Annotated in this window: 29 protein-coding genes; 23 read left to right on the top strand and 6 right to left on the bottom strand. The window is 35.7% G+C overall.

Annotation, left to right across the window (positions count from 1 at the left end):
- The first annotated feature begins 219 nt into the window (after positions 1-219).
- From ACFSUL_RS14130 to ACFSUL_RS14140, 3 genes are all read left to right on the top strand, one after another.
- Positions 220-588, top strand: a complete 369-nt coding sequence (locus ACFSUL_RS14130) for a hypothetical protein (protein ID WP_377936439.1) — start codon at positions 220-222, stop codon at positions 586-588.
- Between the two features lie 184 nt (positions 589-772).
- On the top strand, positions 773-1,225 hold the full coding sequence (locus ACFSUL_RS14135; RefSeq protein ID WP_377936441.1) for an NUDIX hydrolase: 453 nt from the start codon (positions 773-775) through the stop codon (positions 1,223-1,225).
- A gap of 592 nt (positions 1,226-1,817) precedes the next feature.
- Entirely contained in the window at positions 1,818-2,474 is a 657-nt protein-coding gene (locus ACFSUL_RS14140; RefSeq protein WP_377936443.1) for a lysozyme inhibitor LprI family protein, read from the top strand.
- A 130-nt stretch (positions 2,475-2,604) separates the two neighbouring features.
- On the opposite strand, the gene ACFSUL_RS14145 is transcribed toward ACFSUL_RS14140, so the two are convergent.
- Positions 2,605-2,940, bottom strand: coding sequence for a winged helix-turn-helix transcriptional regulator (locus tag ACFSUL_RS14145; protein ID WP_377936445.1), 336 nt, complete (start codon positions 2,938-2,940; stop codon positions 2,605-2,607).
- Positions 2,941-3,084: 144 nt separating this feature from the next.
- Here ACFSUL_RS14145 and ACFSUL_RS14150 point away from each other — a divergent pair, with 144 nt between their 5' ends.
- From ACFSUL_RS14150 to ACFSUL_RS14165, 4 genes are all read left to right on the top strand, one after another.
- Positions 3,085-3,480, top strand: a complete 396-nt coding sequence (locus ACFSUL_RS14150) for a DoxX family protein (protein ID WP_377936447.1) — start codon at positions 3,085-3,087, stop codon at positions 3,478-3,480.
- A 25-nt stretch (positions 3,481-3,505) separates the two neighbouring features.
- The gene (locus tag ACFSUL_RS14155) at positions 3,506-4,357 is read left to right on the top strand and encodes a VOC family protein (RefSeq protein ID WP_377936449.1); all 852 of its coding nucleotides are present in this window, start codon (positions 3,506-3,508) and stop codon (positions 4,355-4,357) included.
- Between the two features lie 147 nt (positions 4,358-4,504).
- A complete protein-coding gene (locus ACFSUL_RS14160) occupies positions 4,505-5,104 on the top strand; it encodes an NADPH-dependent FMN reductase (RefSeq protein WP_377936451.1) in 600 nt (199 codons plus the stop codon).
- Between the two features lie 551 nt (positions 5,105-5,655).
- The gene (locus ACFSUL_RS14165) at positions 5,656-6,093 is read left to right on the top strand and encodes a hypothetical protein (protein WP_377936453.1); all 438 of its coding nucleotides are present in this window, start codon (positions 5,656-5,658) and stop codon (positions 6,091-6,093) included.
- A 285-nt stretch (positions 6,094-6,378) separates the two neighbouring features.
- On the opposite strand, the gene ACFSUL_RS14170 is transcribed toward ACFSUL_RS14165, so the two are convergent.
- Positions 6,379-6,525 carry a hypothetical protein gene (locus ACFSUL_RS14170; RefSeq protein WP_377936455.1) on the bottom strand — a complete coding sequence of 49 codons (147 nt, stop codon included), beginning with the start codon at positions 6,523-6,525 and terminating at the stop codon, positions 6,379-6,381.
- 324 nt (positions 6,526-6,849) lie between these two features.
- On the opposite strand from ACFSUL_RS14170, the gene ACFSUL_RS14175 reads away from it, so the two are divergent.
- A complete protein-coding gene (locus ACFSUL_RS14175; RefSeq protein WP_377936457.1) occupies positions 6,850-7,179 on the top strand; it encodes a hypothetical protein in 330 nt (109 codons plus the stop codon).
- Between the two features lie 302 nt (positions 7,180-7,481).
- Here ACFSUL_RS14175 and ACFSUL_RS14180 read toward each other — a convergent pair whose 3' ends face one another.
- A complete protein-coding gene (locus tag ACFSUL_RS14180; RefSeq protein ID WP_377936459.1) occupies positions 7,482-8,288 on the bottom strand; it encodes a DUF6612 family protein in 807 nt (268 codons plus the stop codon).
- Positions 8,289-8,777: 489 nt separating this feature from the next.
- Between ACFSUL_RS14180 and ACFSUL_RS14185 the strand changes: the two genes are divergently transcribed.
- The 12 genes from ACFSUL_RS14185 (at position 8,778) to ACFSUL_RS14240 (ending at position 17,753) form a co-directional block, all read left to right on the top strand.
- Positions 8,778-8,972, top strand: coding sequence for a DUF6440 family protein (locus ACFSUL_RS14185; RefSeq protein WP_377936461.1), 195 nt, complete (start codon positions 8,778-8,780; stop codon positions 8,970-8,972).
- A 177-nt stretch (positions 8,973-9,149) separates the two neighbouring features.
- Positions 9,150-9,659, top strand: coding sequence for a DUF4367 domain-containing protein (locus ACFSUL_RS14190; RefSeq protein WP_377936463.1), 510 nt, complete (start codon positions 9,150-9,152; stop codon positions 9,657-9,659).
- Between the two features lie 149 nt (positions 9,660-9,808).
- On the top strand, positions 9,809-10,204 hold the full coding sequence (locus ACFSUL_RS14195) for a hypothetical protein (RefSeq protein WP_377936465.1): 396 nt from the start codon (positions 9,809-9,811) through the stop codon (positions 10,202-10,204).
- A 136-nt stretch (positions 10,205-10,340) separates the two neighbouring features.
- Positions 10,341-10,922 (top strand): GNAT family N-acetyltransferase, encoded by a 582-nt coding sequence (locus tag ACFSUL_RS14200; RefSeq protein WP_377936467.1) that lies wholly within the window; start codon positions 10,341-10,343, stop codon positions 10,920-10,922.
- Positions 10,923-11,136: 214 nt separating this feature from the next.
- On the top strand, positions 11,137-12,390 hold the full coding sequence (locus tag ACFSUL_RS14205; protein WP_377936470.1) for an aminopeptidase: 1,254 nt from the start codon (positions 11,137-11,139) through the stop codon (positions 12,388-12,390).
- Positions 12,391-12,857: 467 nt separating this feature from the next.
- A complete protein-coding gene (locus ACFSUL_RS14210; protein WP_377936472.1) occupies positions 12,858-13,178 on the top strand; it encodes an ArsR/SmtB family transcription factor in 321 nt (106 codons plus the stop codon).
- 112 nt (positions 13,179-13,290) lie between these two features.
- Positions 13,291-13,881 (top strand): YdeI/OmpD-associated family protein, encoded by a 591-nt coding sequence (locus ACFSUL_RS14215; protein ID WP_377936474.1) that lies wholly within the window; start codon positions 13,291-13,293, stop codon positions 13,879-13,881.
- Between the two features lie 29 nt (positions 13,882-13,910).
- A complete protein-coding gene (locus tag ACFSUL_RS14220) occupies positions 13,911-14,306 on the top strand; it encodes an SRPBCC family protein (protein WP_377936476.1) in 396 nt (131 codons plus the stop codon).
- Between the two features lie 339 nt (positions 14,307-14,645).
- Complete coding sequence (locus ACFSUL_RS14225) at positions 14,646-15,500, top strand: MBL fold metallo-hydrolase (protein WP_377936478.1); 855 nt, start codon at positions 14,646-14,648, stop codon at positions 15,498-15,500.
- Between the two features lie 175 nt (positions 15,501-15,675).
- The gene (locus ACFSUL_RS14230; RefSeq protein WP_071412028.1) at positions 15,676-16,419 is read left to right on the top strand and encodes a GNAT family N-acetyltransferase; all 744 of its coding nucleotides are present in this window, start codon (positions 15,676-15,678) and stop codon (positions 16,417-16,419) included.
- 147 nt (positions 16,420-16,566) lie between these two features.
- Positions 16,567-17,097: a GNAT family N-acetyltransferase gene (locus tag ACFSUL_RS14235; protein WP_377936481.1), complete on the top strand. Its 531-nt coding sequence runs from the start codon at positions 16,567-16,569 to the stop codon at positions 17,095-17,097.
- 194 nt (positions 17,098-17,291) lie between these two features.
- Positions 17,292-17,753, top strand: a complete 462-nt coding sequence (locus ACFSUL_RS14240) for a GNAT family N-acetyltransferase (protein ID WP_377936483.1) — start codon at positions 17,292-17,294, stop codon at positions 17,751-17,753.
- 618 nt (positions 17,754-18,371) lie between these two features.
- Here the strand turns inward: ACFSUL_RS14240 and ACFSUL_RS14245 are convergent.
- Positions 18,372-19,103, bottom strand: a complete 732-nt coding sequence (locus tag ACFSUL_RS14245) for an SDR family oxidoreductase (protein WP_377936485.1) — start codon at positions 19,101-19,103, stop codon at positions 18,372-18,374.
- Positions 19,103-19,372 carry an Atu4866 domain-containing protein gene (locus tag ACFSUL_RS14250; RefSeq protein WP_071412032.1) on the bottom strand — a complete coding sequence of 90 codons (270 nt, stop codon included), beginning with the start codon at positions 19,370-19,372 and terminating at the stop codon, positions 19,103-19,105. Before ACFSUL_RS14250 ends, ACFSUL_RS14245 begins: the two co-directional genes overlap by 1 nt.
- Before the next feature lie 268 nt (positions 19,373-19,640).
- On the opposite strand from ACFSUL_RS14250, the gene ACFSUL_RS14255 reads away from it, so the two are divergent.
- Entirely contained in the window at positions 19,641-20,522 is an 882-nt protein-coding gene (locus tag ACFSUL_RS14255) for an AraC family transcriptional regulator (protein ID WP_377936488.1), read from the top strand.
- 341 nt (positions 20,523-20,863) lie between these two features.
- Here ACFSUL_RS14255 and ACFSUL_RS14260 read toward each other — a convergent pair whose 3' ends face one another.
- A complete protein-coding gene (locus ACFSUL_RS14260) occupies positions 20,864-21,649 on the bottom strand; it encodes a TrmB family transcriptional regulator (protein ID WP_377936490.1) in 786 nt (261 codons plus the stop codon).
- Positions 21,650-21,751: 102 nt separating this feature from the next.
- Between ACFSUL_RS14260 and ACFSUL_RS14265 the strand changes: the two genes are divergently transcribed.
- Together ACFSUL_RS14265 and ACFSUL_RS14270 are read left to right on the top strand one after the other, a co-directional pair.
- Positions 21,752-22,246 carry a GNAT family N-acetyltransferase gene (locus ACFSUL_RS14265; protein ID WP_377936492.1) on the top strand — a complete coding sequence of 165 codons (495 nt, stop codon included), beginning with the start codon at positions 21,752-21,754 and terminating at the stop codon, positions 22,244-22,246.
- A 1-nt stretch (position 22,247) separates the two neighbouring features.
- Positions 22,248-22,625: a RidA family protein gene (locus ACFSUL_RS14270; protein ID WP_377936494.1), complete on the top strand. Its 378-nt coding sequence runs from the start codon at positions 22,248-22,250 to the stop codon at positions 22,623-22,625.
- Positions 22,626-22,628: the final 3 nt, after the last annotated feature.

Here is a 22,628-nt window from a genome sequence, read left to right on the forward strand (position 1 = left end):
GCACTTTCCTAACAGCAAGGAGAGTGTCTTTTTTCTTGTACTTAAAGGATCCACATAGAATAAGATTCCCGAACAAAATTGGATATGCATATTAACGTTAATGTGGCGTTTGTGACGGATTATTCTTAAATGGAAGTTTAGTAGAATAACGAATATTTTGAAACTTTTTACAACCTTGTTCGTACTTATAATTAGAAGAAATTTTAGAGAGGTGGGAATGTGGAGCTTAATTATAAGACATCACCTAATTATAAAATCGTTTCAACGAAACAATATACAGCTAGAACTGTATTAAACATTATGGGAATTGTTATTTTTGGAGGGGTATTGTTACAGAGTATCACAATTCCAATTTCTTTAAATAGTAGTGGAGAGTTGTTCCAGATGGAAGAAATCAAAATGAGTGCAAGGGAGTTCTTGGAATATGCCCTATTCACTTTAGGATGTGGAATGGTCTATTACTTCCTAGTTAATAGTTATTTTGTGGGCAAAAAATGGAGAAAGATATTCTTCATAACCATTACTCTATTAGGTTTTTTCAGTATCTATATGGTTTTTTACTTAGTGCAACATCATCCATTGCACTAATCATAAGCTTATTCTATTAACGGGGTCGATGCTTTAATAATTCGGAGCACCTAAGAAAGAAATCACAAAAGATATGGAGGGATTTTAAAAAGGCTATTTTCGTAAAGGTTGTTGTTTTTAACGGAAATCAACGGGAAGAGTTTAGAAGTAAAACAACAATCTATGAAAAAGAGTCTTGAAAAATATGGATTATGTTAAAGAGTTAAGAAAACTAGTTGGTCATAGACCATTAATACTAACAGGCTCTGTCGTTTTAATAGTAAATGATCGTAACGAATTATTATTACAACACAGAACGGACGGTGGTTGGGGATTGCCTGGTGGTCTCATGGAATTAGGGGAAAGTTTGGAAGATACTGCACGAAGAGAAGTGAAAGAGGAAACGGGACTTGATGTAGGGGAACTGAAGCTATTAGGCGTTTTTTCGGGTCAAGATTATTATGTTAAAGTATCGAATGGTGATGAATTGTATTCAGTAACTGCTGTTTATGTAACAAAGGAAGTAAAAGGAAATATAAAAATTGATAAACAAGAATCTATTGCTATACAGTATGTTAATCTTAATAATTTACCCAAAGGGTTAACTGACGAATATCGTAGTTACATAAATCCATACATAAAACAATTAACCAAATAGATTTCTTTCTTCTACAAAGGGGTGCAAGAGTTAACCAAGGTGATCGTGGAATTTGATCGCCTTTTTCTTTGCTAATAATTCGATAATTCGGTTTCATATTTGGCATATTATGTTAGTATTGAAGTGGTAAGATATGGAGCTAAAGGTGTAGAGGAGTGTAGGAGATAGGAACCTCATTAAATATTTCAGCATACAGTTAATTGTATTTGGTGTCATTGCCTTAACTCGTTTTTACTTATTTAGTTATATTAGTAAGCCATTCACTTCTACTGATTTAACAGCAACAATTATTGCTATTGCCGTACCTATTGTTGTTTTGACCTTTGAGAATAAGTGTAAAAAAAGTCTAAAACCTATTAGTACATTTAATAAGGTTTTTCTTTCTGTATGAGTAAGTGTATGTTAGTGCAATCATTGTTATAGGGGTTTGAATTGGAGAAATTCCATTTAAAATAACGGCTATTGCTTGCTGAAGATACATAAAGCAATAATCCTCGACTTTATCAGTACGCAATAAACGGGCAGAGTTGCTGAAAAACGATAAAGAATATACTAGAAAACCAGATTACAAACGAAGAAAGGGAGTAGTGTTATGAAAAATAATCATAGAGTTTTAATGGGGATGTTAATAATAGTATTAGTTATATTAGCTGCTTGTGGGAACTCACCTGATGAGTCTAGTACTCCGGCGGACAATGATTCAGAAAATAATAACGTCACTCAAGACACAAAAGAAGAAGCTTCTAATTCAGATTCAAAAGAGAATGCTTCCAATACAGACAACACTAATACAGATGTCAGTGATCAAGAAAATAAGGATACAAACAAAAAAGTGGATACATCAGACAATGTACCTGCAAAAGAAGAAGCCCCGTCTACTAATCATACTGAAGGCAATCTGAAGGAAGAATATCTCCAAAAATTAAAGGATGCTAAAAAAGAAACGGAAGAATTGGAAGCAACCGATTCCTCGACATACGCTTTGAAAAAAGTCGAAAACGATCGCTGGGAGATTTGGGATGAATTGTTGAATGAAATTTATGGAAAATTAAAGGAACAACTGCCACCAGAAGAGATGGACGAGTTAAGAGAAGAACAACGGAAATGGATAGAGTATAGAGATGATAATGCATTGAAAGCATCGCTAAAATATAAAGGTGGTACACAGGAACACTTAGAATATGTGGCTGTGCTAGCAAATCTGACAGAAGAAAGATGCTTTGAATTAGTTGAAGAGTATATGAAATAAGTTTTACTAACGAGTTATGGATCTGATTTCTAAAAGATCGTTGCGATAGTAAATCCTTTTCTAATAAAAAAAGACATTAACAAAGGTACTCCAATACTTTGTTAATGTCTTTTTTTAGTTTTTACTCCCTCTAATTATTTTCAGATGAACCGGCTTCCAATTTAATCCAATCCTGAGACCATTTCTCGATTGTTTTTAAAATAGGTTCCATGGAATGTCCTTTTTCTGTTAAAGAATATTCAATGATGACGGGGGTTTCGGGTATAACCTCCCGTTTTACGACCCCTTGGAGCTCCAAATCCTTTAAACGCTCTGATAATACCTTTCCACTTATACCAATAGAAGATTGAATTTCATTAAACCTTTGTGGTCCCAATAATAATTGGTAGATAACTAATGCGGTCCATCTCTGACTTAATAACGAAATGGCCTTTTCAAATTTTGGGCAAATGGTAGGTTGTTTCATTTTTACATACACCTCTTTTCATTTCTATTGTACCACAAAAAAAGATATTTAATTACAAATTGAAAATTATTTACTTGACATTATTAAATTATATAAATATACTTACTTACATAAAGTAACTTAATGAGAAAAGGAGAGGGTAAAATGGATAAAAACGAAATTGGAAAAGTTATATTAAGGGTAGTAGTAGGTCTCACATTTTTTATTCATGGATTATCAAAGTTCCAAGGTGGAATTTCAAATACAGTTGGCTTTTTTGATAGTCTTGGGCTTCCAGGGTTTACAGCATATGTTGTTGCGCTAGTTGAATTAGTAGGGGGGATTGCATTAATTCTAGGACTTGGAACACGAATTGTAACCTTGTTATTTGCACTAATCATGTTAGGAGCTATTTTTACGGCAAAACTTTCCGCTGGTTTTCTTGGTAATGGCCAAATGGCAGGATACGAACTTGACCTTGTTTTATTAGCGGCATCGATTTATTTCGTTTTTGCAGATGGATCGCAACTATCATTGGATCAAAAGTTTTTAAAATCATAAAAAGGATAACTCTAGGAGGCTGATTATGGGATTTCATACAAAGCCCACTACATTCGTGGGACATGTCAAAATTAAAGTGGAACAGCTAGAACGTTCCTTACCATTTTATAAGGAGATACTTGGTTTCGATATTTTAGAGCAAACAGCTTCAACAGCAAAGCTAACAACCGATGGAAAAACGAGTATTTTATCGCTGGAACAACCTGAAAATGTTACACCAAAACAGGGGAGAACAACTGGTTTATATCATTTTGCCATTCTATTACCAGAGCAATCGGATTTAGCCAATATTGTCGTTCATTTGGTGAATAAAGGAATTCGCTTTGGGTCTTCTGATCACCTTGTCAGTGAAGCATTGTACTTACACGATCCAGATGGAAATGAGATTGAAATTTATATTGATCGTGATCCTTCTAAATGGAATTGGAATGGCGATGAGGTAGCTATGGCGGTTGATCCATTAGATTTTGAAAAGTTGCTTACGTTCGCTACACCGGATCACCCTTGGCAAAAAATGCCTGCTGAAACGGTAATGGGGCATATTCATTTACACGTGTCAGAACTGAATAAGACAGAAGAATTTTATGTAAAGGGACTGGGAATGGACGTAGTCAATCGATTTGGGGCGCAGGCTTTATTCCTTTCTTACGGGAAATATCACCATCATGTGGGGGTCAATACGTGGAATGGTGTAGGTGCTCCGGCCCCGTCTGATAATAGTGTAGGTCTCGAATCGTTTACGCTCATTTTTGATAATGAAGAGACTCGTAAACAAGCAGTTACGAATTTGAAGCAGATTGGTGCAGAGGTAGTAGAAAAAGATAATCATTTTATCACGTTTGATCCTTCTGGAAATGCAATAGAGTTAGCTGTATAAGACGGGATAAATCCGATCTTGGACAGTTAGATATAGGTGGTCAATCGTATAAGAATGTAGTAAAAGGTAGTGCATGGCTAGCAGTGGGAATTGCTCTAATTATTCAAAGCGAAATAGATAAATAAATTTTTGTAGGCGGTGTGAGAATTGGGTTTTATTGAAAAATTATTTGGAAAACAAATGAAGGAGGAAACTACAATGACAACAGAAAAATTAAACATTGGAATTATTTTAGGAAGTACTCGCGAGGGACGTGTAAGCCCACAAGTAGGTGAATGGGTGAAGGGAATTGCTGACAAACGTGAAGATGCAAATTATGAAATAGTAGATATCGCTGACTTTAACCTTCCGTTTTTAGGAACAACAGATGGAACGGAACCTGGTATTGCGGATTGGAATGAGAAGCTGGCAAGCCTTGATGGATTTGTCTTCATCGTTCAAGAATACAATCACAGTATTACAGGTGCACTAAAAAATGCTATCGATTTTGCCCGTGAAGCATGGTACAACAAAGCAGCTGGTATCGTAAGTTATGGTTCAACAGGTGGGGCGCGTGCTGCTGAGCATTTACGAGGTATTTTAGGGGAAATAAAAGTAGCAGATGTTCGCACACATCCAACCCTTTCCCTTTTCACAGATTTCGAGAATATGAGTGAATTCAAACCACAAGAATTACATCTTGATAATGTAAATGCGATGCTTGATGAAGTTACTGCTTGGAGCGGAGCGTTAAAAACTTTACGGTAAATAGGAATCTTATAAATAAAGATGATGCGAATATCAGACGCGATTTAGGTGTCTGATATTCTTTTTAACGTACTTCCAAAAGAAGTCTTTCTCTTTTCTCTTTCAAGCGCCTAGTCCTCTTGAAATCAAATAACTTGTGACAAGAGAAGTTAAAGAGGGCGTACAGTCCAGAAAATGCAGATTTACAACATAAATTAAGACACCCATGTATAAAGGTAACGGGTTTACTTCAGAGGTGCAAACAAGTAAATATCAAAGTAAAACGCACTGGATTTCGCAATGGAATTCACAGTGCGTTTTTAATTGTTATAGCTGCTTTCATTTGAGTTTCGATAGTTTAATCTTATGCGAAATCACATCCAAATTCACAAGGGGGTAAATAATTTTTGGTGGGACTGTGAATTTAGTGAGATTTACTGCGAGATTTTGTAGGGTAAGACCAAAGGTTAATAAGATATATGTTAAAATAAAGATATGACGGACAATTATAAATATTCAATTAAAGGGAAGGTTAATGGAATAACCCCTACCCCTTAGAATAGGAGGTAAAAATGAAAAGTATTAGAAAACTTCTTTTGTTTGTATTTATCTTATTTACAATGTTAGCTACTGGCTGCTCTAATGACATATCAAACGAGGAACAAAATATAGAGGTGCAAGAACGTACATATCCTGATACAAATGAGTATAGGAACCTTAATGAAATAAGTAATAACGAACAGGTCCGACAGGTTAGGGAAATATTAAATGATGCAAAGTGGGAAGAGAAAGTAGTGGATATGGCAAGGTTAGCTGATTTTCGATTTACGTTTCAATTTAAAGACCCTGATATTGAAGCAAAACCTGTAATATACGAACTTTGGATTAGTCCCGCCTTGGAAACAGTAGAAATCATAAAAGGACAAAGTGAGTATACTCATATAAATGAAAAAAACTCAGTCATCTTATATGAAGTGTTAACTGGAGAAAAATTGTCTGAGTTAGAATAGGCAATCTTCAATTAACGGGGGCGCTTCCTGAAAATATCAGCCACCCCTAGTCATTACACTAAAGGAGAAAAAACTTGGAATTGAAAGTACCAAGCCATGCATAATTAGGAAATCGAATGGAAACGGTGGTTGGTCCATATCCAGGAAACCTACAACCATATGATATGAATTTGTAACCAAGGATAGTATCATCCATGGCTTTTTATCTTTAAATGTTTTCTGAATAACAAGGGAACTGTTGTTAGTAATTTGGCGTGCTATGAAAAATAAACCGATATACTACTGTTAAAGATTATCTGTATTGATTCTTGGGTATTCTGGTTCAAAAGCTGCTGCTGTCCTAGCATTATCATTGTGCCGATCGTTTTTATATCCATTATCTACTGTACTGTATTTTTCTATGTCTTTGGAAGTTTTCTTTTTGTTAGCCACCTTATTTATCACCTCCTACCGATAATATGTCCAATTTTTACTTTGAAAATTAAAATGGTTGAAAGTATATTAATATTTCTTAATGTTGTTCAACAAACAGGTGCTATTGCTTCAATAAGGAAGGATCACCTCCTTATCGAAGTAATGGAGCAGAAAGCTTAATAAGAATTATTATTTGAATATTAAAATATTTATAGTGGCCATTCATAAATATAAGTAAAGTAAACAGGTTAAAGGAGGGAGATTTAAATTAAAAGATTTTTATTTAATTTCGTTTCTACAGTAGTTATTGGATCTATTTTTTATCTAGGAATGAAGTATGAAGTGAGGTTAAAAGAAGAATCGCGTAATTCATTTAATATGATGCCTTTTATAATATTTGCTACTATATTTCCTATTTTTATCGGATTGTTATTACGATTCCCTAAATTGGTTATAGAGATTAAAGAAAAAAAGCAATGGTCGTTTGATTGGATTAAGGTTGCCGCAGTTGGAATACCATCTTTATATATAGCAGTGTTACCAGTTTTGTCCATTTCCTTTGGGGTGAAATTGTTATTCGCAAAAGAGTTTATTCTGTTAGGAAATACTACGTTAACAACAACTGCTGGAATTGTATCTGGTTATGTTTTATTAGACAGTTTAAAAAAATAACAGTTCTTCAGGTACGGGTGCGTTTCTTCAAGTGGAAGATCGCACCTGTGGTATTGAAGTAAAGGAGCAGGTTAGTGAACAGGTAAATGGAGTAAGCCCTATAAATAAAAACTATTTTGTTTATTTTTAATCGGTGCTATTTTTTAAAGCAAAGCAAGGCGAATATGTATTATTATCTCTTTGCTAACTTGCGTTTTTTTGCATCTTAGCTCTCCTAATCATTTTTATCAAATTTTAAACCAAATACAAATGAAGAAGAAAATTATTAGTTGATATATTGGATGAGATAGGGTATTAGATTGTTAGTCTTCAGAACTTGTATAGTCTATATGATTTTCACTTACCTCATCAGGAAGGACAATAGGTTCGACTTCGTTGAAATTTGAATAGCTTTCTTCGATTGTTTGAATAGTTTCTATCGAATTGTAACCTTCATCAACCGTCATTTCCAAATCAGTAGTGATAATGGTGTTTACTGGTCTGAGACTTTCTTTATCAATGAATACGTTGTAGGTTAATGAGTTTGTCACGAGATCATCTACAAACTGTGATGAATATGATGCCGGCCTAGTGATGTCCAATAAGTATTCAGTGAAATTTTTAAAGGTATTTCCTGAACCTGAAAGCGTCAGAACATACTGTTCGTCCTTTTCTTCCATTTGTATCTTATCAGAATGTGAATGTAGCCATTGCAACTCATATGTTACACTAAGATGCTTTCTAGTAGCTTCTAGAGAAGGATGAACCCCTGCATCTGTGCCTTTGGTCCACCTAGAAAGAACATCGGTTGCATACACATCACCTTCAACGAGATATAATTCTCCTTTGAAGTTCTGATAACCGTCACTAAGACTAAGGTGAGTCGTTTGATATAATGCTTCCGGTTCTTTTATATAATCCATCGTAATGGTAGACGCATCTTTTGAAGGTGTTTCAGCATAAGTAGTATCCTGGTTAACCTCAATTACTGAACGAAAGCTGTTTACTTCCCCCATTGCTTTTATCGAAGCACTTAGTACATCTTTTGGAGTCTCTGGTTTGTTTGAACAAGCTGCGGCTACTAATGATAATGTAAAAGTACATAAAAAAAGTAATAGTAGTTTCTTCATTTTTCCCCCTATAGAGTATGACTATTTATTAGGTTACATTTATACAAAAGAAGATTCAATGATAAGGGAAAATAATTATAAAAAAGTTGAAAATAGAAGCAGCATTAGAAGAAAGATTTCCAGCAATTATTCAATAGGGAATACAATCCTTATAACGAAGTAAGACAATGAAACTTTCCGTTCTGGCAACCCCTGAATCAGCTGAACAATAAGATCAAATTTCGCTTTAATTCATACAGAAGGTAAGTGTCACTATTATTGGAAAACCAACTTCATTGATTAGGAGAATGAATACTTCCGTAATTTTTATCTCGTTTCTATTAAGTGGACTGGAAAGATCCGGGGGAAGGACTGGAACGAATGTCCCCATGCCTCCAAAAATTGTTCTTAAACTAACGAGCAGTAGAGTTTCAGAAGGACATTGGTTTGTTAAGATAAAAACTAAAGATACACGTTTTGAACATCAACAGTACATGGAGGTTTTAAGATATGTTTGGTAAAAGTTCAAATAATAGGCTTAAGGTTATATATAAAGAAAAAATAGGAGCACTCTCAGGTTGTAAAGTGTTGGTGGACAAAGAAACTGGAGTTCATTATTTATTTAGCTGGTATGGAGAAGCTGGAGGAATAACACCTTTATTAGATAAGGAAGGAAAGCCAGTTATCAACTCGGATGATGAATGACTTTCAATTATTAGTGAATAAGATTTTTGTTTATTCAATTAACGGGTACAAGAGTTAAAGATCCAGCTACCAATTTGGTGGCTTTTTCTTATTCGACTAGCGAGCAGTTTAATTTAATAAAAAAGGGACACTTGGAGATACTACTATCAAAAATTTCATTAAAATTGAGGTAGTAAAATGGTATATCCTATTCGTTTTGTCATTGTTCTAATTCTGTTAGTTAGTAACCCTATGATTATTACAGCTAAAGAAATGAAGTATAATGACAACAGCATTACAGTTCAAGAAATAAAGAAAAAAGTTGACTTTAAGGTAGTCACTCCAAACAAAGTTCCAAATGACTGGACTTTAGAAATTAAAACATATTCGTGGGAAGGAAAAGGGGATTTCAACCAAATCGGTTTACATTATATGAATAGTACGGATACAAAGCTAATGGTTGCTATTGGCCAAAGTAAGGAGGACTCATCTTATGGGGTTCCCAAAAGCACACTTACACAGCAGGTAGATATTAATGGTATCAAGGGTTATTTTTCTGAATGGGGAAATAGTGGTGAATTAGACCATAAGGGAGAAGATATTTTAGGTGGACTACTCTGCTGGAAAAAAGATGGAACATATATACAAATGGAAAGTTCAAGAATATCAAAAAAACAAATGATAGATATTGCAAGGTTAATGAAATGACCTTGTTAAGCTACCGGATGCGTTAATCTAGAAAGGATTAACGCTTTTTTAGATTAACAAGTACAGGATAATTAAACAGTAATTTCCATCTTTCGTGATAATTTATGTTATAATCTGAATATTAAATATAGTATTTGGGAGAGATTTTTTTGGAATTTACTGTTACAGGACATGAGTTAAATACAATACACGATATGAAAAAGCTATCAATTGTGGTAACACAGGCTGTATTGGATGAATTACAGGAAGCTACTAAACATAAAAGGAAGATTAGGATCGTAACCTCCAATTCTTTTATCGTTGCGGATAAAATTAGTACGCAAGAGCCAGACAAAGATAATATGCCGTTGTTAGACCGTGCACTACTTGAGTCGGAAGAAACCACTTTTAGAATAATGGAAAATGGAAATATAGTTAATGTTTACGCAATGATTATTTTACATAATGTGAAAATTGTTCCGTTTGCTAATCCTGATAAACCGATTGAATCCGAAAGTTTTGCAATCTTCACTGACCATATTATGGGTATAACGTTAACAGATTAAATATTTTAGCAGAGGGTGCGTTGACCAAAAAGGTTTCACGCACTTTCTTATTGGAGTAAAGGCGCAGTATAATTCAAGAAGATAAAATATGGTAAGGTGTTATTGCATAGATAAAAAAAAGGGAGAATTTTTCATTATGCCTGAAATAATTGGAGAAAAAGTCGTGTTAAAAGAGGCAACAAAAGAAGATATTGATGAGTTATATTTTTGGAAATATGAAGAAAAGGAACAAGCAGCAAAGAAGTGGAACGGACCTTATATTCCTGAAGAGAAGATAAGCAAAGAAGAATACCGAAAACAATGGGTGCAAGAAATTTTTTCAGCCATTCCTGCTTCGCTAATTATAAAAGGTAATGGTAAAGTCATTGGATACGTTGGTTCATATTGGGTGGATAAAAACACGAACTGGCTTGAAACGGGTATTGTTATTTATGACAAAAAATTTTGGAACGGTGGATATGGTTCCGAAGCCTATAAATTATGGATTGATTTTCTTTTTACATCTACTGATTTGCATAGGTTAGGTATGTCTACTTGGTCAGGGAATAGAAGAATGATGAAGGTAGCAGAAAGAATTGGAATGAAAGAGGAAGCACGAATAAGAAATGCAAGAACAGTAGATGGTGAGTATTTTGATGCAATTAAAATGGGGATTTTACGGGAAGAATGGGGTACAGGGACAGATCCCTTGTCCCAATCCTCAAAATACAAAAAATAGCGACCGTGTAATTTTATAAATAAAGATTGACTATAACCCCTGCGTTAATATGCAGGGGTTTTCTTGTTCCATAAACAGGCCTTTTTCTCGTATAAAGCGATTGCTCAAGTTACGGAATTTTGAAATAATTGTGATGGAGTTAAAGGGCGAGTAGGTTAAGTAGGTCAGGGGTCTGGAGTAAAATTATACAAGAACATCACAGGAGAGATAGTAAATGATTAAAGGAATATATGAATATATAAGGGAAGCACAGTTAAAAAAGTATGCAGAACTTGCTGTAGGAGCTGGGGTAAATCTGCAAAAAAATCAATTATTGATTATTCATAGTGATATACAAAATGCTACGTTTGCACGTCTAATCCAAACGGTAGCCTACGAGGCAGGAGCTTCAAATGTATTTATAGATTGGACAGATGAACAGTCTACCAAAGAATTTTACTTAAATGCAGCAGATAGTGTCATCGATCACTTTCCTGATTGGCAGGCTGCCCGTTTTAAGGAGTGGGACGATGCAGATGCTGCTTACATCCATATTATTTCTGAAAACTTAGATGTCTTTAAGGAGGTTTCTACAGAAAGGATAAGTCGTTTCCAAAAAGCTTCTCGTACCAAATTGGGGGAGTATTATGCGAAAATTAGATCCCACGAGGTACGCTGGTGTCTTCTAGCTGTCCCGTACGTTGGATGGGCAACGAAAGTATTTCCCAACCTAAGTAAAGAAGAAGCTTTACGATCATTATGGAAATTAATTTTAAAAGGATCTCGGGCAGATGGGGAAAATCCTATAAAAGATTGGGAGAGTCACAATAGAGCCTTCGAGTCTCGGAAAAAAATCCTAAACGAGAGCCAATTTGAAGCCCTGCATTTTACAAATAGCCGTGGAACTGATTTATTCGTTGGTCTACCTAAACATCATCTCTATATCGGTGGGGGTGTCATAGATAAAAATGGAATACCTTTCTTTCCGAACATTCCTACAGAAGAAATATTTACTGCTCCCCATAAAAATAAGGTGAATGGCAAATTAGTAGGTACTAAACCTCTTATCTATGGGGGAAGTGTCATCGATGAATTTTATCTAATTTTTAAAGATGGACGGATTACCGACTATTATGCCGCAAAGGGACAAGAAGTGTTACAAAATCTCATCGAAACAGACGACGGTTCACATTATCTAGGTGAAATTGCCTTAGTCTCTAATAAATCTCCTCTTGCTCAGGCAGATACTCTTTTTTACAATACCTTGTTTGATGAAAATACGGCCTGTCATATTGGAATCGGAAATGCCTCTCCCTCCAATATTCAAAATGGCATGGACCAATCTGAGGAAGAGTTGAAGGCAGCGGGTCTGAATACTTCACTTTTATTAGTCAATGTGACCTTTGGTACCGAAGATATGAAAGTAGTGGGCATTAAAGAAGACGGAATGGAAGTCCTGCTAATGAAGGACGGGGATTTCCAATTCTAAATCGTCTACAGCTTAAAAACAGAGAAAACTGATTTCTGGTGGATTATACTTAGTGCTAGTTATAGTGAAAACAAACTGGGCAGCATTCCTGTAAAAACTAAAGATCATGGGGGATGTTTGTGAAAGAATGTACTTAAACAAACGGAGGCAAGAGTTGAATGACGGGCTGCCTAAATAAAGCCGTTTTATTGCCTCTGTTCGGCTATAGGAATGAAAAATTTAATTTGATTGGATATTTTACACACCTGTATGGAGTTATCAAGTAATCCCCGGGGTGCTAATTGGTATTCTAGTGGCTCGGTTTGCAAATGTAACTCTAAAATAAATATTTCCAATCTCGGATTTTTAAATTTCATCCCGGATTTGATCCGAAATAATTCGAGAAAATAATATTGACTAGACACTTATTGGTGTCCTATAATAAGGGCACCAATAAGTGTCCTATTTTTAATGAAGGAGAGAAAATCTTGAACAATACTGACCAAAAGCATGATGTTTTTGTAGCTATTGCAGATCCAACAAGACGAAAATTAATACGCTTGTTGGCAGGTACTGAAGAATTGCCTCTACATGAATTAACTCCTCATTTTCAAATGGGTCGTACTGCTGTGTCGAAACATTTGACTATCCTAAAAGAAGCAGATTTAGTAACCAACCGTAAAATTGGTAGAGAAACAAGGTATCGACTAAATACAGCTCCCTTACAGGAAGTAAAAGATTGGTTATCCTTTTATGAAAAGTTTTGGAATGAAAAAGCGTTATTATTAAAGAATTTATTGGAGGAATAGATAAAGACAGATTTACCAGCAGATTTTTCAACAGTAACGAAATGACTGCGAGAAATTAAGGTTGATTGTTCTTAACTGTGACTTCGAAAAATGGAAGGAAGGTGTTTCTGCAATGACAAATAGTGCAAGTCGTAAGGTTGATGGTTTTCTAAAAAAAGAGAAAAAGTGGAAGAATGAATTTGAAAAGTTAAGACAAATAGTTTTAAGTTGTGGGCTAACAGAAGATTTTAAGTGGATGCATCCATGTTACACGTTAGATGGAAAGAATATTGTTTTAATTCACGGCTTTAAAGAATATTGTGCCCTTTTGTTTCACAAAGGCGTCTTGTTAAAAGATCCTAATAATATACTCATCCAACAAACGGAGAATACGCAGTCCGCACGCCAAATTCGATTCACCAATGTGCAAGAAATAATAGACATGGAAAGCATACTGAAAAACTATATTCATAATGCTGTTGAGGTAGAAAAAGCTGGTTTGGAAGTAGAATTCAAAGAAACTTCAGCCTATACCGTTCCTGAAGAATTACAAGCTAAATTCGATGAAATGCCTACATTGAAAACGGCATTTGAATCGTTGACACCTGGACGACAAAGAGCATATCTTTTTTATTTCTCTGGAGCCAAACAATCCAAAACCCGAAATGCAAGAGTTGAAAAATATATGCAGAAAATTTTAGATGGAAAAGGATTAAAAGATTAGAATTTTATTATCATGTGGAGGAATAGATAATGGCAGATATATCATTAGATTTTCAATTTAAGAGTCCAATCAGTAAAGTGTGGGAAGCCTTAACAAATTCAGATACGCTTGCACAATGGGTAATGGAAAATAATTTTAAACCCATTGTCGGATACAAATGTCAGTTTCGTAATGAGGAAATAGATTTAATTGTAGATAGTGAAGTATTAGTAGTGGATGAGCCTCATAAGTTATCATACACCTGGATAGGTGGTCCGATAAAAACGATCGTCACATGGACATTGAAGGAAGAGGATGGAACAACATATCTACATCTCGACCATACAGGCTTTGACAAGGAAGATCAAGCATTCAACGGTGCGAAATATGGTTGGGCGTATAAGATTGAAGAGCTTAAAAAAATGTTAAAGGAAATAGAAGCGTAAACCTTTTGAAGTTTTAAGAAACATGAATTTTAATGTCGCATCGGCTCTCACTAAAAATAGTACAAACTCTCAACTTACTGGTGGCATGATGTAATGATTGCTAAAACCCTTGATGAATAAGAGCGTTAAAGCGATTTTCAACAAAATGATAACAGCAGGTATATAAAAGAGGATTCTCATTAGTTGATTAAACTTTTGAGAATCCTTTTTCTTTTGCTTATATCTCAACGATTATTGGATGATAGCATCTAAAATAGCGTGCAAAATGGCAATCTATATAACACAATAACTACAATTATGTTAAACTATGGAAAAAATAGTTAAGGGGGATTGTTCGAATTGAAAATTGAATTTCTTGGGACTGGTGGTGCCATAACAATACCACGACCACTGTGCCATTGTGATGTTTGTTTAGAAGCAAGAAATAAAGGGGTGCCATTTAGTAGAATGGGTCCAAGTATATTTGTACATGGTCCGAATTTATTGATAGATACACCAGAAGATATTTACCATCAAATCAACCGCTCTACTATTAGTGATGTCAAGGGTGTTATCTATTCTCATTGGCACCCGGACCATGTAATGGGAAGAAGAATTATTGAATCTTTAAGTGCGGACTGGATTCACCATCCCCCTCAAAATAAGAAAATAGACGTTTATCTTCCAGAACAAGTAGACATAGATTTCAAAACATTCCTTGGTAGTAGTGACCATTTAAACTTTTTTGAATCACAAGGGTATGCGAACATAAATCAACTAAAAGATGGAGAGAGTTTATTTTTAAATAATACAAAAATTTTTCCGTTTAGATTGGCGGAGGATTATGTTTATGCTTTTATCATTGAAAACGATAATAAAAAAGTGCTTATTGCTACGGACGAATTGAATAATTGGAAGCCACATAAGGATGTTATAGGTGTTGACCTCGCAATTCTACCAGTAGGTATATTTGAATTCCACCCATTAAACGGTGAAAGATTATTACCCGAAGATCACCCTGTTTTTAAGGAAGAAGCCACTTTTACTGAAACATTAGAAATTGTCAAAGCTCTTAATGCTAAACATGTAATCTTAACACACATCGAAGAAGTTAATGGATTAAGTTTTAATGAATTTAAAGAGCTGGAAAAGAAGTTGAAAAGTTCTGGCATAAATGTGGAATTTGCTTATGACACTCAATTGGTTAATGTGTAACTATTTTCGGTAATAGTAAGCTAACAGGTACAAGAGTTAAAAAAGGCAATCATCAAAATAGATCGTCTTTAAAAGTAATTATTTGTTTGCTAGAAGCATAATCGAATAAGTAAGGAACGGGTGGGGGCGTATTTTTGGTCCCACTTTTCTATTTATGCTGAAGGGATTGAACGGCATGGGAATAAAAGATACACAACACAATTCTGGATTGCTAGAAAAGGTGAAAATTGTAAAAGGAGATAGTTTTGTAACAATTGAAGATACAAAAAATCTAACAAATCAAGAACTGATGGAACTTATAACATATTTAATGGGACAGTCGTTCATAAAAAATACTAAACATGTAAATTTCCTTGTAGATAGTAAAGTTAGCAAGGAGATAGAATCTCTTTTAATAGACTATGGCTTTAAGATGCACGATGAAAATATTACTGTTCACAAGGCTTTAAATGGAAGTAACACAACATATGGCTTTTCCCTAAAAAATCTAGATATTATTTCAACAAAAGAATTCAAAAGTGTTTGGGAAGAATCTATGAAAGGGTCATTAAATGCACCATCTTCACTAAATATTGATGAACAAATGCGAAGTGTAGAGGTGGAATTAGGTCCGAACTATAAGAAGTCTTGCATTATTGCTTATGATAAAGGAAATCCAATTGGAGTAATTATGCCTCATATTGAACCTGGGACTTTAGAAGAAGGAAGGCTATTTTATTTTGGAATCATACCAAGTGAAAGAGGGAAGGGAAAAAGCAAACTTCTTCATCAACAAGCACTAGAGATATTAAAAAGCGACTTTAAGGCTACTTATTATATTGGCTGTACAGGTCATAACAACCTTCCAATGCTAAAAACATTCCAGAATAATGGATGTACTGTTATAGAGCGGAATAAAGTTTTCAAAAGGAAAAACTAAAACAGAGGGAAGCGATGTACCTAAAGTAACGGTTGCTTATCTTGAGTAAGAATTGCGTCCTTTCTTTGTGTATAGGGCTATTTAAAAAAGGATTGCCTGAATGTGATGAAGAATAAGTACTTTAGTATGTTGTAAAGGTGGGAAAGCATGGTAGCAAAACAAGACGACAAAGCTATGATTCGGACGGCTCGAATAGAAGATGCTGAAACAGTACTTGATATTCAACGTGAGGTTATTAAAGAAAAGGACTATTTTATAGCGGTTTCAGAAGAGTTTAATAAAACGGTGGAAGAGCACCAAGAATGGATAAAAAAGATCATCGAGCATGAAAGAGAAACGATGTTTGTTGCAGAAATGAATGGAAAAGTGGTAGGTTGGATCGTGTTCTTGTCACAAGATAGAAAAAGAATGGAACACACAGGATCCATCGCCATTATGCTTCAGAAAGACTATCGAAATAAGGGGATTGGTAAGCTTTTAATCAGTGAGATCCTCTCATGGGCATCGCAGCATCCAGTAATTGAAAAGGTTTCGTTAGGCACGTTTTCCACGAACTCAAGAGCCATAGAGTTATATAACAAGCTAGGGTTTGTCGAGGAAGGGCGCAAAATAAAAGAGTTCAAGTTTAGCGATGATGAATATGTAGACGACGTCTTAATGTATAAGTTGGTGAAATAGGTAATAATGATAGCTTTGAGATGGAAAAGTTGGTTCGTGTGATGTAGTTGTGACTATAAGAGTCAATTTTTTATAGCAGCTTACGATGGATACAAGAAAAATACGCCTATAGAAACTACCCAATTATTCCATAATAGGTGCTAATCCAGAATAAGGAATTGCACCCTTGTTCTACTAGCGAAGGAGGGAGTTAATTGGAAACAGAAATAAGGTTTAGACTTGCTACTGAAAAAGATTTAGATAGTATTGTTGCGATGCTTGCAGATGATGTTTTGGGAAGTAAACGTGAGCGGTATGAGCATCCACTTCCTAATAGTTACATAAAAGCATTTGAGGCTATTACATCTGACCCTAATAACGAGTTAATAGTGGCTTGTGACGGCAATGAAGTGGTTGGGGTACAGCAAGTTACTTTTACCCCTTATATAACACATCAAGGTGGATGGAGAGCTACTATCGAAGGAGTAAGAACATCCGCTTCGGTAAGAGGAAAGGGTGTAGGTACTAAACTAATAAAATGGGCAATTCAACGTGCAGAAGAACGTAGTTGTCATTTAGTACAATTGACAACGGATAAAAAAAGACCAGATGCATTAAGGTTTTATGAACGGTTAGGTTTTAAAGCAACGCATGAAGGTTTAAAGCTAAAACTTTAATAATTTTTTATTGAACGATAGGTGCGTTAGTGAAAGATGATATTATATGGAAATGCTAAAGGCCGACTCCGTTAAGTCGGTCTTCTTTTTAATCTAAAAGGGGAATTTTCCCACCATCATATATTCATAGCAATTATTCGATAGGAAATATAATCCTTATAAGGAGTGAGACAATGAACCTTTCTCCTATTCTTTTCTCCGTTTTGGCAATCCCTAAATCGGTTGAACAATAAGATCAAGTTTCGCTTTAATTCATACAGAAGGTAAAGTGTTACTACTATCGTAAAAACAACTTCATAGATTAGAAGAATGGATACTTCCGTGATTTTCATCTCGTTTCTATTAAACAGACTGGAAAAATCCAGGGGAAGTGCTGGAACGAACTGTCCCATGTCTTCGTTTTTAAACTAATAGGCCAGATTATTGAGTACGAAGTATCCTTAGGAAAAAGGAGTACCCTCAAGTCCCTATCGTGTGAGAATTTGAGGGTATTTTACTACATACAATTCTTCTTTGTGATGATATGGAGTCAGAAAAACGATGAATCCTCAGGAATTAATTCGTGAACGGAGAAAGCTATCTTTTTCTATTTGCATTCCTTCTATCACTTTGTTTCATTTACATTGCAGGTTTAATGACCATTTCACTTACATCGACATGAACAGGTTGTTCAAGTGCATAGACGATCGCACGGGCAATAGCCGTAGCTGGCAGAGCGTTATGTCGGTATTCCTTCATGAATTCTCTAGCCTGGTTGTCGGTAATGCTCTCAGCTAGTTCTGATTCCGTTACTCCTGGCGATACAAGGGTCACACGGATCCCTTGACCTATAGTCTCTTGCCGCAAGCCATCCGTTATTGCACGTACGGCATATTTAGTCGCGCAGTAGACAGCTGCCGTCGGGGTTACTTCGTAGGCGCCGATAGATGCGATGTTGATGAAATGTCCAAAACCTTGTTTTTTCATGACCGGAAGACCTGTGGCAATGCCATGGAGGACACCGCGTATGTTGACATCAATCATCCGGTTCCATTCCTCAATTTTTAATGCTTCCAGCGAAGAGAGCGGCATCACCCCTGCATTGTTAATAATGGCGTCAACTCTGCCAAAACGACTTTGGGCTGCATCTATAATTGCCTGCATCTGTTCTAGTTCTGTCACGTCGAGCTGTTGAATGACTACAGAACCGCCATTTCCCTGAATGTCAGATGCCAATGATTCTAGTCTTTCCATACGTCTTGCTCCGATCACAACATGAGCACCCAGGCTTGCGAGTAGTCGGGCTGTTGTTTCACCAATTCCGCTGCTTGCCCCTGTAATCACAACCACTTTTCCATTAAGTACAGACATTATTCCTTGCTCCCTTCTTCTAGATATAGCACCATACCTGCATGGTAAAGAACCCCGTTGATAAAATCACCATTGGCAGTAAAACCTGTATCATCAACATATTCGATATGATTGTCTTTGACGATATAGCTACCTTGATAGGCGCTTTCGCGGTTGCCGCGGGCTTCATCGTATCGGCCGTTTGGAAGCAGCTCGTGCCGAATATAGCCGTCCGCGGTCACCCACATCCCCACATAGGGATGAGAATTTTTTATAAGTTCTTTTTTCATTTTATAATCTCCTCTCCTATTTAAAAAATGGAAGGCACTCAAATATTGGCAGGATTGAACTGCAAATAAAGTAATCCAAAGAACGTAACAGAAACTTGATCAAATCCATGCCATCTAATTGAAGTGTCTGACCATAAACTCATTATGAACTTTTGCGCCACAGAGGAGGTAGTCGGAAAATATACAATTGTTGCCTAATACTCCAATAAATTGTAGTATAGTGAGCAAGAGGTCCATAAATGTAACTGGAAAGGCGGTGGAATAGTTCATGGAGCGAATTAAGGAGTTAGCGGAGTTGATCGAGAGAAATGTAGCGGTGGATGGAACGTCTGACACGTCTATATCAGGATTGCGATTTGTTCGTGCCACCCAGATTTCTGAACCCGTTTACTCTGTTTATGAACCTTCCCTATGTGTTGTGGCCCAGGGAGCAAAATTGGTCATGCTTGGGGAAGAAAGCTATCAGTACGATTCTGCCAGCTATCTGACTGCTTCCGTTCATTTGCCGATTACGGGACAGGTCATAAAGGCTTCACCCGAAAACCCTTATTTATGCGTGAATTTGCAGCTTGATATGAACCAGATTTTCGAAGTCGTTCAGTCATCAAGTCAAGTAATTTCTAATGACTCCCCGGGACGTGGTCTGGTAATCAGCCTAATAAATGACTCGCTCCTTGAAGCGGTATTACGGCTTATTAGACTACTGGAGACTCCACAGGATATACCAATCCTTGCCGATGGGATTAAACGTGAAATCATTTACCGAATTCTACAGAATGACCGGAATGATTCCTTGAAGTATTTTGCACTTGTAGGGAGTCAGGCCCAACGGATTGCAAAGGTGATCAGGGTGTTAAACCGTGAATTTGCGCAGCCCTTAAAGGTAAACGAATTGGCGAAAGAAGCCAGAATGAGCCCTTCATCCTTTTACAATCATTTCAAGGAAGTCACGGGCATGAGCCCAATCCAGTTTCAGAAACAGCTTCGGTTGCAGGAAGCACGCCGATTGCTTTTAACGGAAAACCTGGAAGCGGCTGAGGCAGCGTTTCAGGTAGGTTATGAAAGTCCATCGCATTTCAGTCGGGAATACAGCCGTAAATTTGGCCTGTCCCCAATGAAAGACATACGACGTCTGCGGGAAATGTTGTAATAAAAGAAGCATGGGACGCAGGGACAGGTCCCTTGTCCCACTTACTGATTACACTGTTATTTAATGTGTGATGATGGTTGCTAATTGGTCTGTTTTTTCTATCGTTTTTTCGCATTTTCTCCACGTTATCGGAACTACTTAATGTATAAAGGCATGTCTTCGTTTTTAAACTAATAGGCCAGGTTATTGAGTAAGAAGTTATTTAAAAAGATGGTATGGAATTTGTATTTCCATACCATCTTTTTAAAATTCTCTATATGATAAAAGGAAAAATCTTTCTAATATTCGTTAAGTATAAAAAGTACAGGAATTTCTACATCGTGAAGCTACCCTTTTTCATTTCAATCTTCTAAAAAGAATTGTTTTCTTCCGGAAGTAATCCATTGTTCTAAATTTTCGTCTGATTGTTTCACAAGTCTGTTTACTAGTACATCATGCCAAATGTAATCCTCTAATAAGCGTATATGAATTGGATCATCCGTATAAAAGGCAATTTCACGTTCAGATAAAGACGGTCCATAAATCATTTCTTTTGAATCAATGGAGAGAACAAACCAATGGTCACTGTTAGCTGATTCTGTATAAGGTGTAATGCGATGCTTTTCTAAATTTGCAATCGGAGCATCCACATGGAAGGTAATACCTTGTATTTTTACAGGATGATCAATTTGTTTCAGCTCATTTTCTAACATATTGTACATATCTGACCAAAAGGAAATGACAATTCTTTTTTCTGCCTTTTTGATAAGCTCCTTACAATAATTTAGAATGGCAGACTGATTTTTCATCGTAAAAACCTTATTATCCTCAACATTTTGTTGTTTAAGCTCCAAATCTTTTAGCCCCTTATCAATAGTACGGAACGTATCTTCCCACTCTGACTGTGTCTTTTGTAGAAAAATTTCAACTGGTAACGGTGAATAAACTGCCGATTTTTTATAGTCTTCTTTTAACACGATTCCCTTTTCAACTAGACTTTCTAATGTATCATAAATACGAGCACGTGGGATACCCGAAATTTTACTAACTTGATAAGCAGTTGATGTTCCATTTTGTACGAGCGTTGTATAGCTTTTTGATTCGTATTCATTAAAACCTAGCTTTTTTAATTGATGAATTATTTCCATATTAATTCCTCCAAATATTCATTACTTTAAGCTTAACGAATATATTTACATTTTACAATTCGTTAGATACTATTATAGTAGTAACTAATTTTGGGGGTATTTATGTTTAGGTTAGCAACGGAATCAGATTTACCAAAAATTATGGGGATTGTGAAGCAAATTGTAGTTGAAATGTCGACATCTAATAATCGTCAATGGGATGAAACGTATCCTTTACCAGATGATTTTCTTCAAGACATTAATACCAAGTCATTATATGTTTTAGAGGAAGATGCACAATTGAAAGGATTTATTTCAATTAATGGAGATTACCCTCAAGAATATAATGAGCTGAATTGGAAAGCTGAAGACTTTCTTGTTATTCATCGGTTAGCTGTAAATCTAGCAAATCGTAAAGAAGGTGTTGCGACGACCTTAATGCAATTTGCTGAACAACTTGCAAAAGAACGAGGAATCAAGTTTCTTAAATCCGATACATCTGAATTAAATATTGGAATGAACCGATTATTTCACAAACTTCAGTATGTGAAAGTTGGACAAATTGAGTTAGGTGAAAAGGAATTTAGATTTAATGGTTATGAAAAGGAGATTGATTAACATGAAAAGCTTATTTGAAGTTGGCAATTTAAAATCAAATGGTCACTATGCTTTGGCGACAATTCATCAAGGAAACGTGTATGTTTCAGGACAATTTGCTGTTGATCCCGAAACAGGTGAAAAGAAATTTGGAACGATTGAAGAAGAAACGTTGCAAGCGTTGAAAAATGTCGAATCCATATTAACTGCAGCTGGAAGTAAAAAAGAACAAATACTACGCATGACATTATACATTCCAGATGTAGCGCTTTGGAATCAAGTAAATGATGTTTATGAACAATTCTTTGGCCCACATAAGCCAGCAAGAACGGTTGTACCAACGAAAGATTTACATTTTGGTTTTAAAATTGAAATTGAAGCAATTGCTTATATTGAATAATGG

This window comes from Bacillus seohaeanensis (assembly GCF_042684945.1).
GTDB classification, from domain to species: domain Bacteria; phylum Bacillota; class Bacilli; order Bacillales; family Bacillaceae_B; genus Rossellomorea; species Rossellomorea seohaeanensis.

Excerpts from the sequence above, each read along its gene's own strand:
- ACFSUL_RS14135 (WP_377936441.1), top strand. The coding sequence starts at position 773 with ATGGATTATGTTAAAGAGTTAAGAAAACTAGTTGGTCATAGACCATTA.
- ACFSUL_RS14140 (WP_377936443.1), top strand. The coding sequence starts at position 1,818 with ATGAAAAATAATCATAGAGTTTTAATGGGGATGTTAATAATAGTATTA.
- ACFSUL_RS14145 (WP_377936445.1), bottom strand. The coding sequence starts at position 2,940 with ATGAAACAACCTACCATTTGCCCAAAATTTGAAAAGGCCATTTCGTTA.
- ACFSUL_RS14150 (WP_377936447.1), top strand. The coding sequence starts at position 3,085 with ATGGATAAAAACGAAATTGGAAAAGTTATATTAAGGGTAGTAGTAGGT.
- ACFSUL_RS14155 (WP_377936449.1), top strand. The coding sequence starts at position 3,506 with ATGGGATTTCATACAAAGCCCACTACATTCGTGGGACATGTCAAAATT.
- ACFSUL_RS14165 (WP_377936453.1), top strand. The coding sequence starts at position 5,656 with ATGAAAAGTATTAGAAAACTTCTTTTGTTTGTATTTATCTTATTTACA.
- ACFSUL_RS14180 (WP_377936459.1), bottom strand. The coding sequence starts at position 8,288 with ATGAAGAAACTACTATTACTTTTTTTATGTACTTTTACATTATCATTA.
- ACFSUL_RS14185 (WP_377936461.1), top strand. The coding sequence starts at position 8,778 with ATGTTTGGTAAAAGTTCAAATAATAGGCTTAAGGTTATATATAAAGAA.
- ACFSUL_RS14190 (WP_377936463.1), top strand. The coding sequence starts at position 9,150 with ATGGTATATCCTATTCGTTTTGTCATTGTTCTAATTCTGTTAGTTAGT.
- ACFSUL_RS14200 (WP_377936467.1), top strand. The coding sequence starts at position 10,341 with ATGCCTGAAATAATTGGAGAAAAAGTCGTGTTAAAAGAGGCAACAAAA.
- ACFSUL_RS14205 (WP_377936470.1), top strand. The coding sequence starts at position 11,137 with ATGATTAAAGGAATATATGAATATATAAGGGAAGCACAGTTAAAAAAG.
- ACFSUL_RS14215 (WP_377936474.1), top strand. The coding sequence starts at position 13,291 with ATGACAAATAGTGCAAGTCGTAAGGTTGATGGTTTTCTAAAAAAAGAG.
- ACFSUL_RS14220 (WP_377936476.1), top strand. The coding sequence starts at position 13,911 with ATGGCAGATATATCATTAGATTTTCAATTTAAGAGTCCAATCAGTAAA.
- ACFSUL_RS14230 (WP_071412028.1), top strand. The coding sequence starts at position 15,676 with ATGGGAATAAAAGATACACAACACAATTCTGGATTGCTAGAAAAGGTG.
- ACFSUL_RS14235 (WP_377936481.1), top strand. The coding sequence starts at position 16,567 with ATGGTAGCAAAACAAGACGACAAAGCTATGATTCGGACGGCTCGAATA.
- ACFSUL_RS14245 (WP_377936485.1), bottom strand. The coding sequence starts at position 19,103 with ATGTCTGTACTTAATGGAAAAGTGGTTGTGATTACAGGGGCAAGCAGC.
- ACFSUL_RS14250 (WP_071412032.1), bottom strand. The coding sequence starts at position 19,372 with ATGAAAAAAGAACTTATAAAAAATTCTCATCCCTATGTGGGGATGTGG.
- ACFSUL_RS14255 (WP_377936488.1), top strand. The coding sequence starts at position 19,641 with ATGGAGCGAATTAAGGAGTTAGCGGAGTTGATCGAGAGAAATGTAGCG.
- ACFSUL_RS14260 (WP_377936490.1), bottom strand. The coding sequence starts at position 21,649 with ATGGAAATAATTCATCAATTAAAAAAGCTAGGTTTTAATGAATACGAA.
- ACFSUL_RS14265 (WP_377936492.1), top strand. The coding sequence starts at position 21,752 with ATGTTTAGGTTAGCAACGGAATCAGATTTACCAAAAATTATGGGGATT.
- ACFSUL_RS14270 (WP_377936494.1), top strand. The coding sequence starts at position 22,248 with ATGAAAAGCTTATTTGAAGTTGGCAATTTAAAATCAAATGGTCACTAT.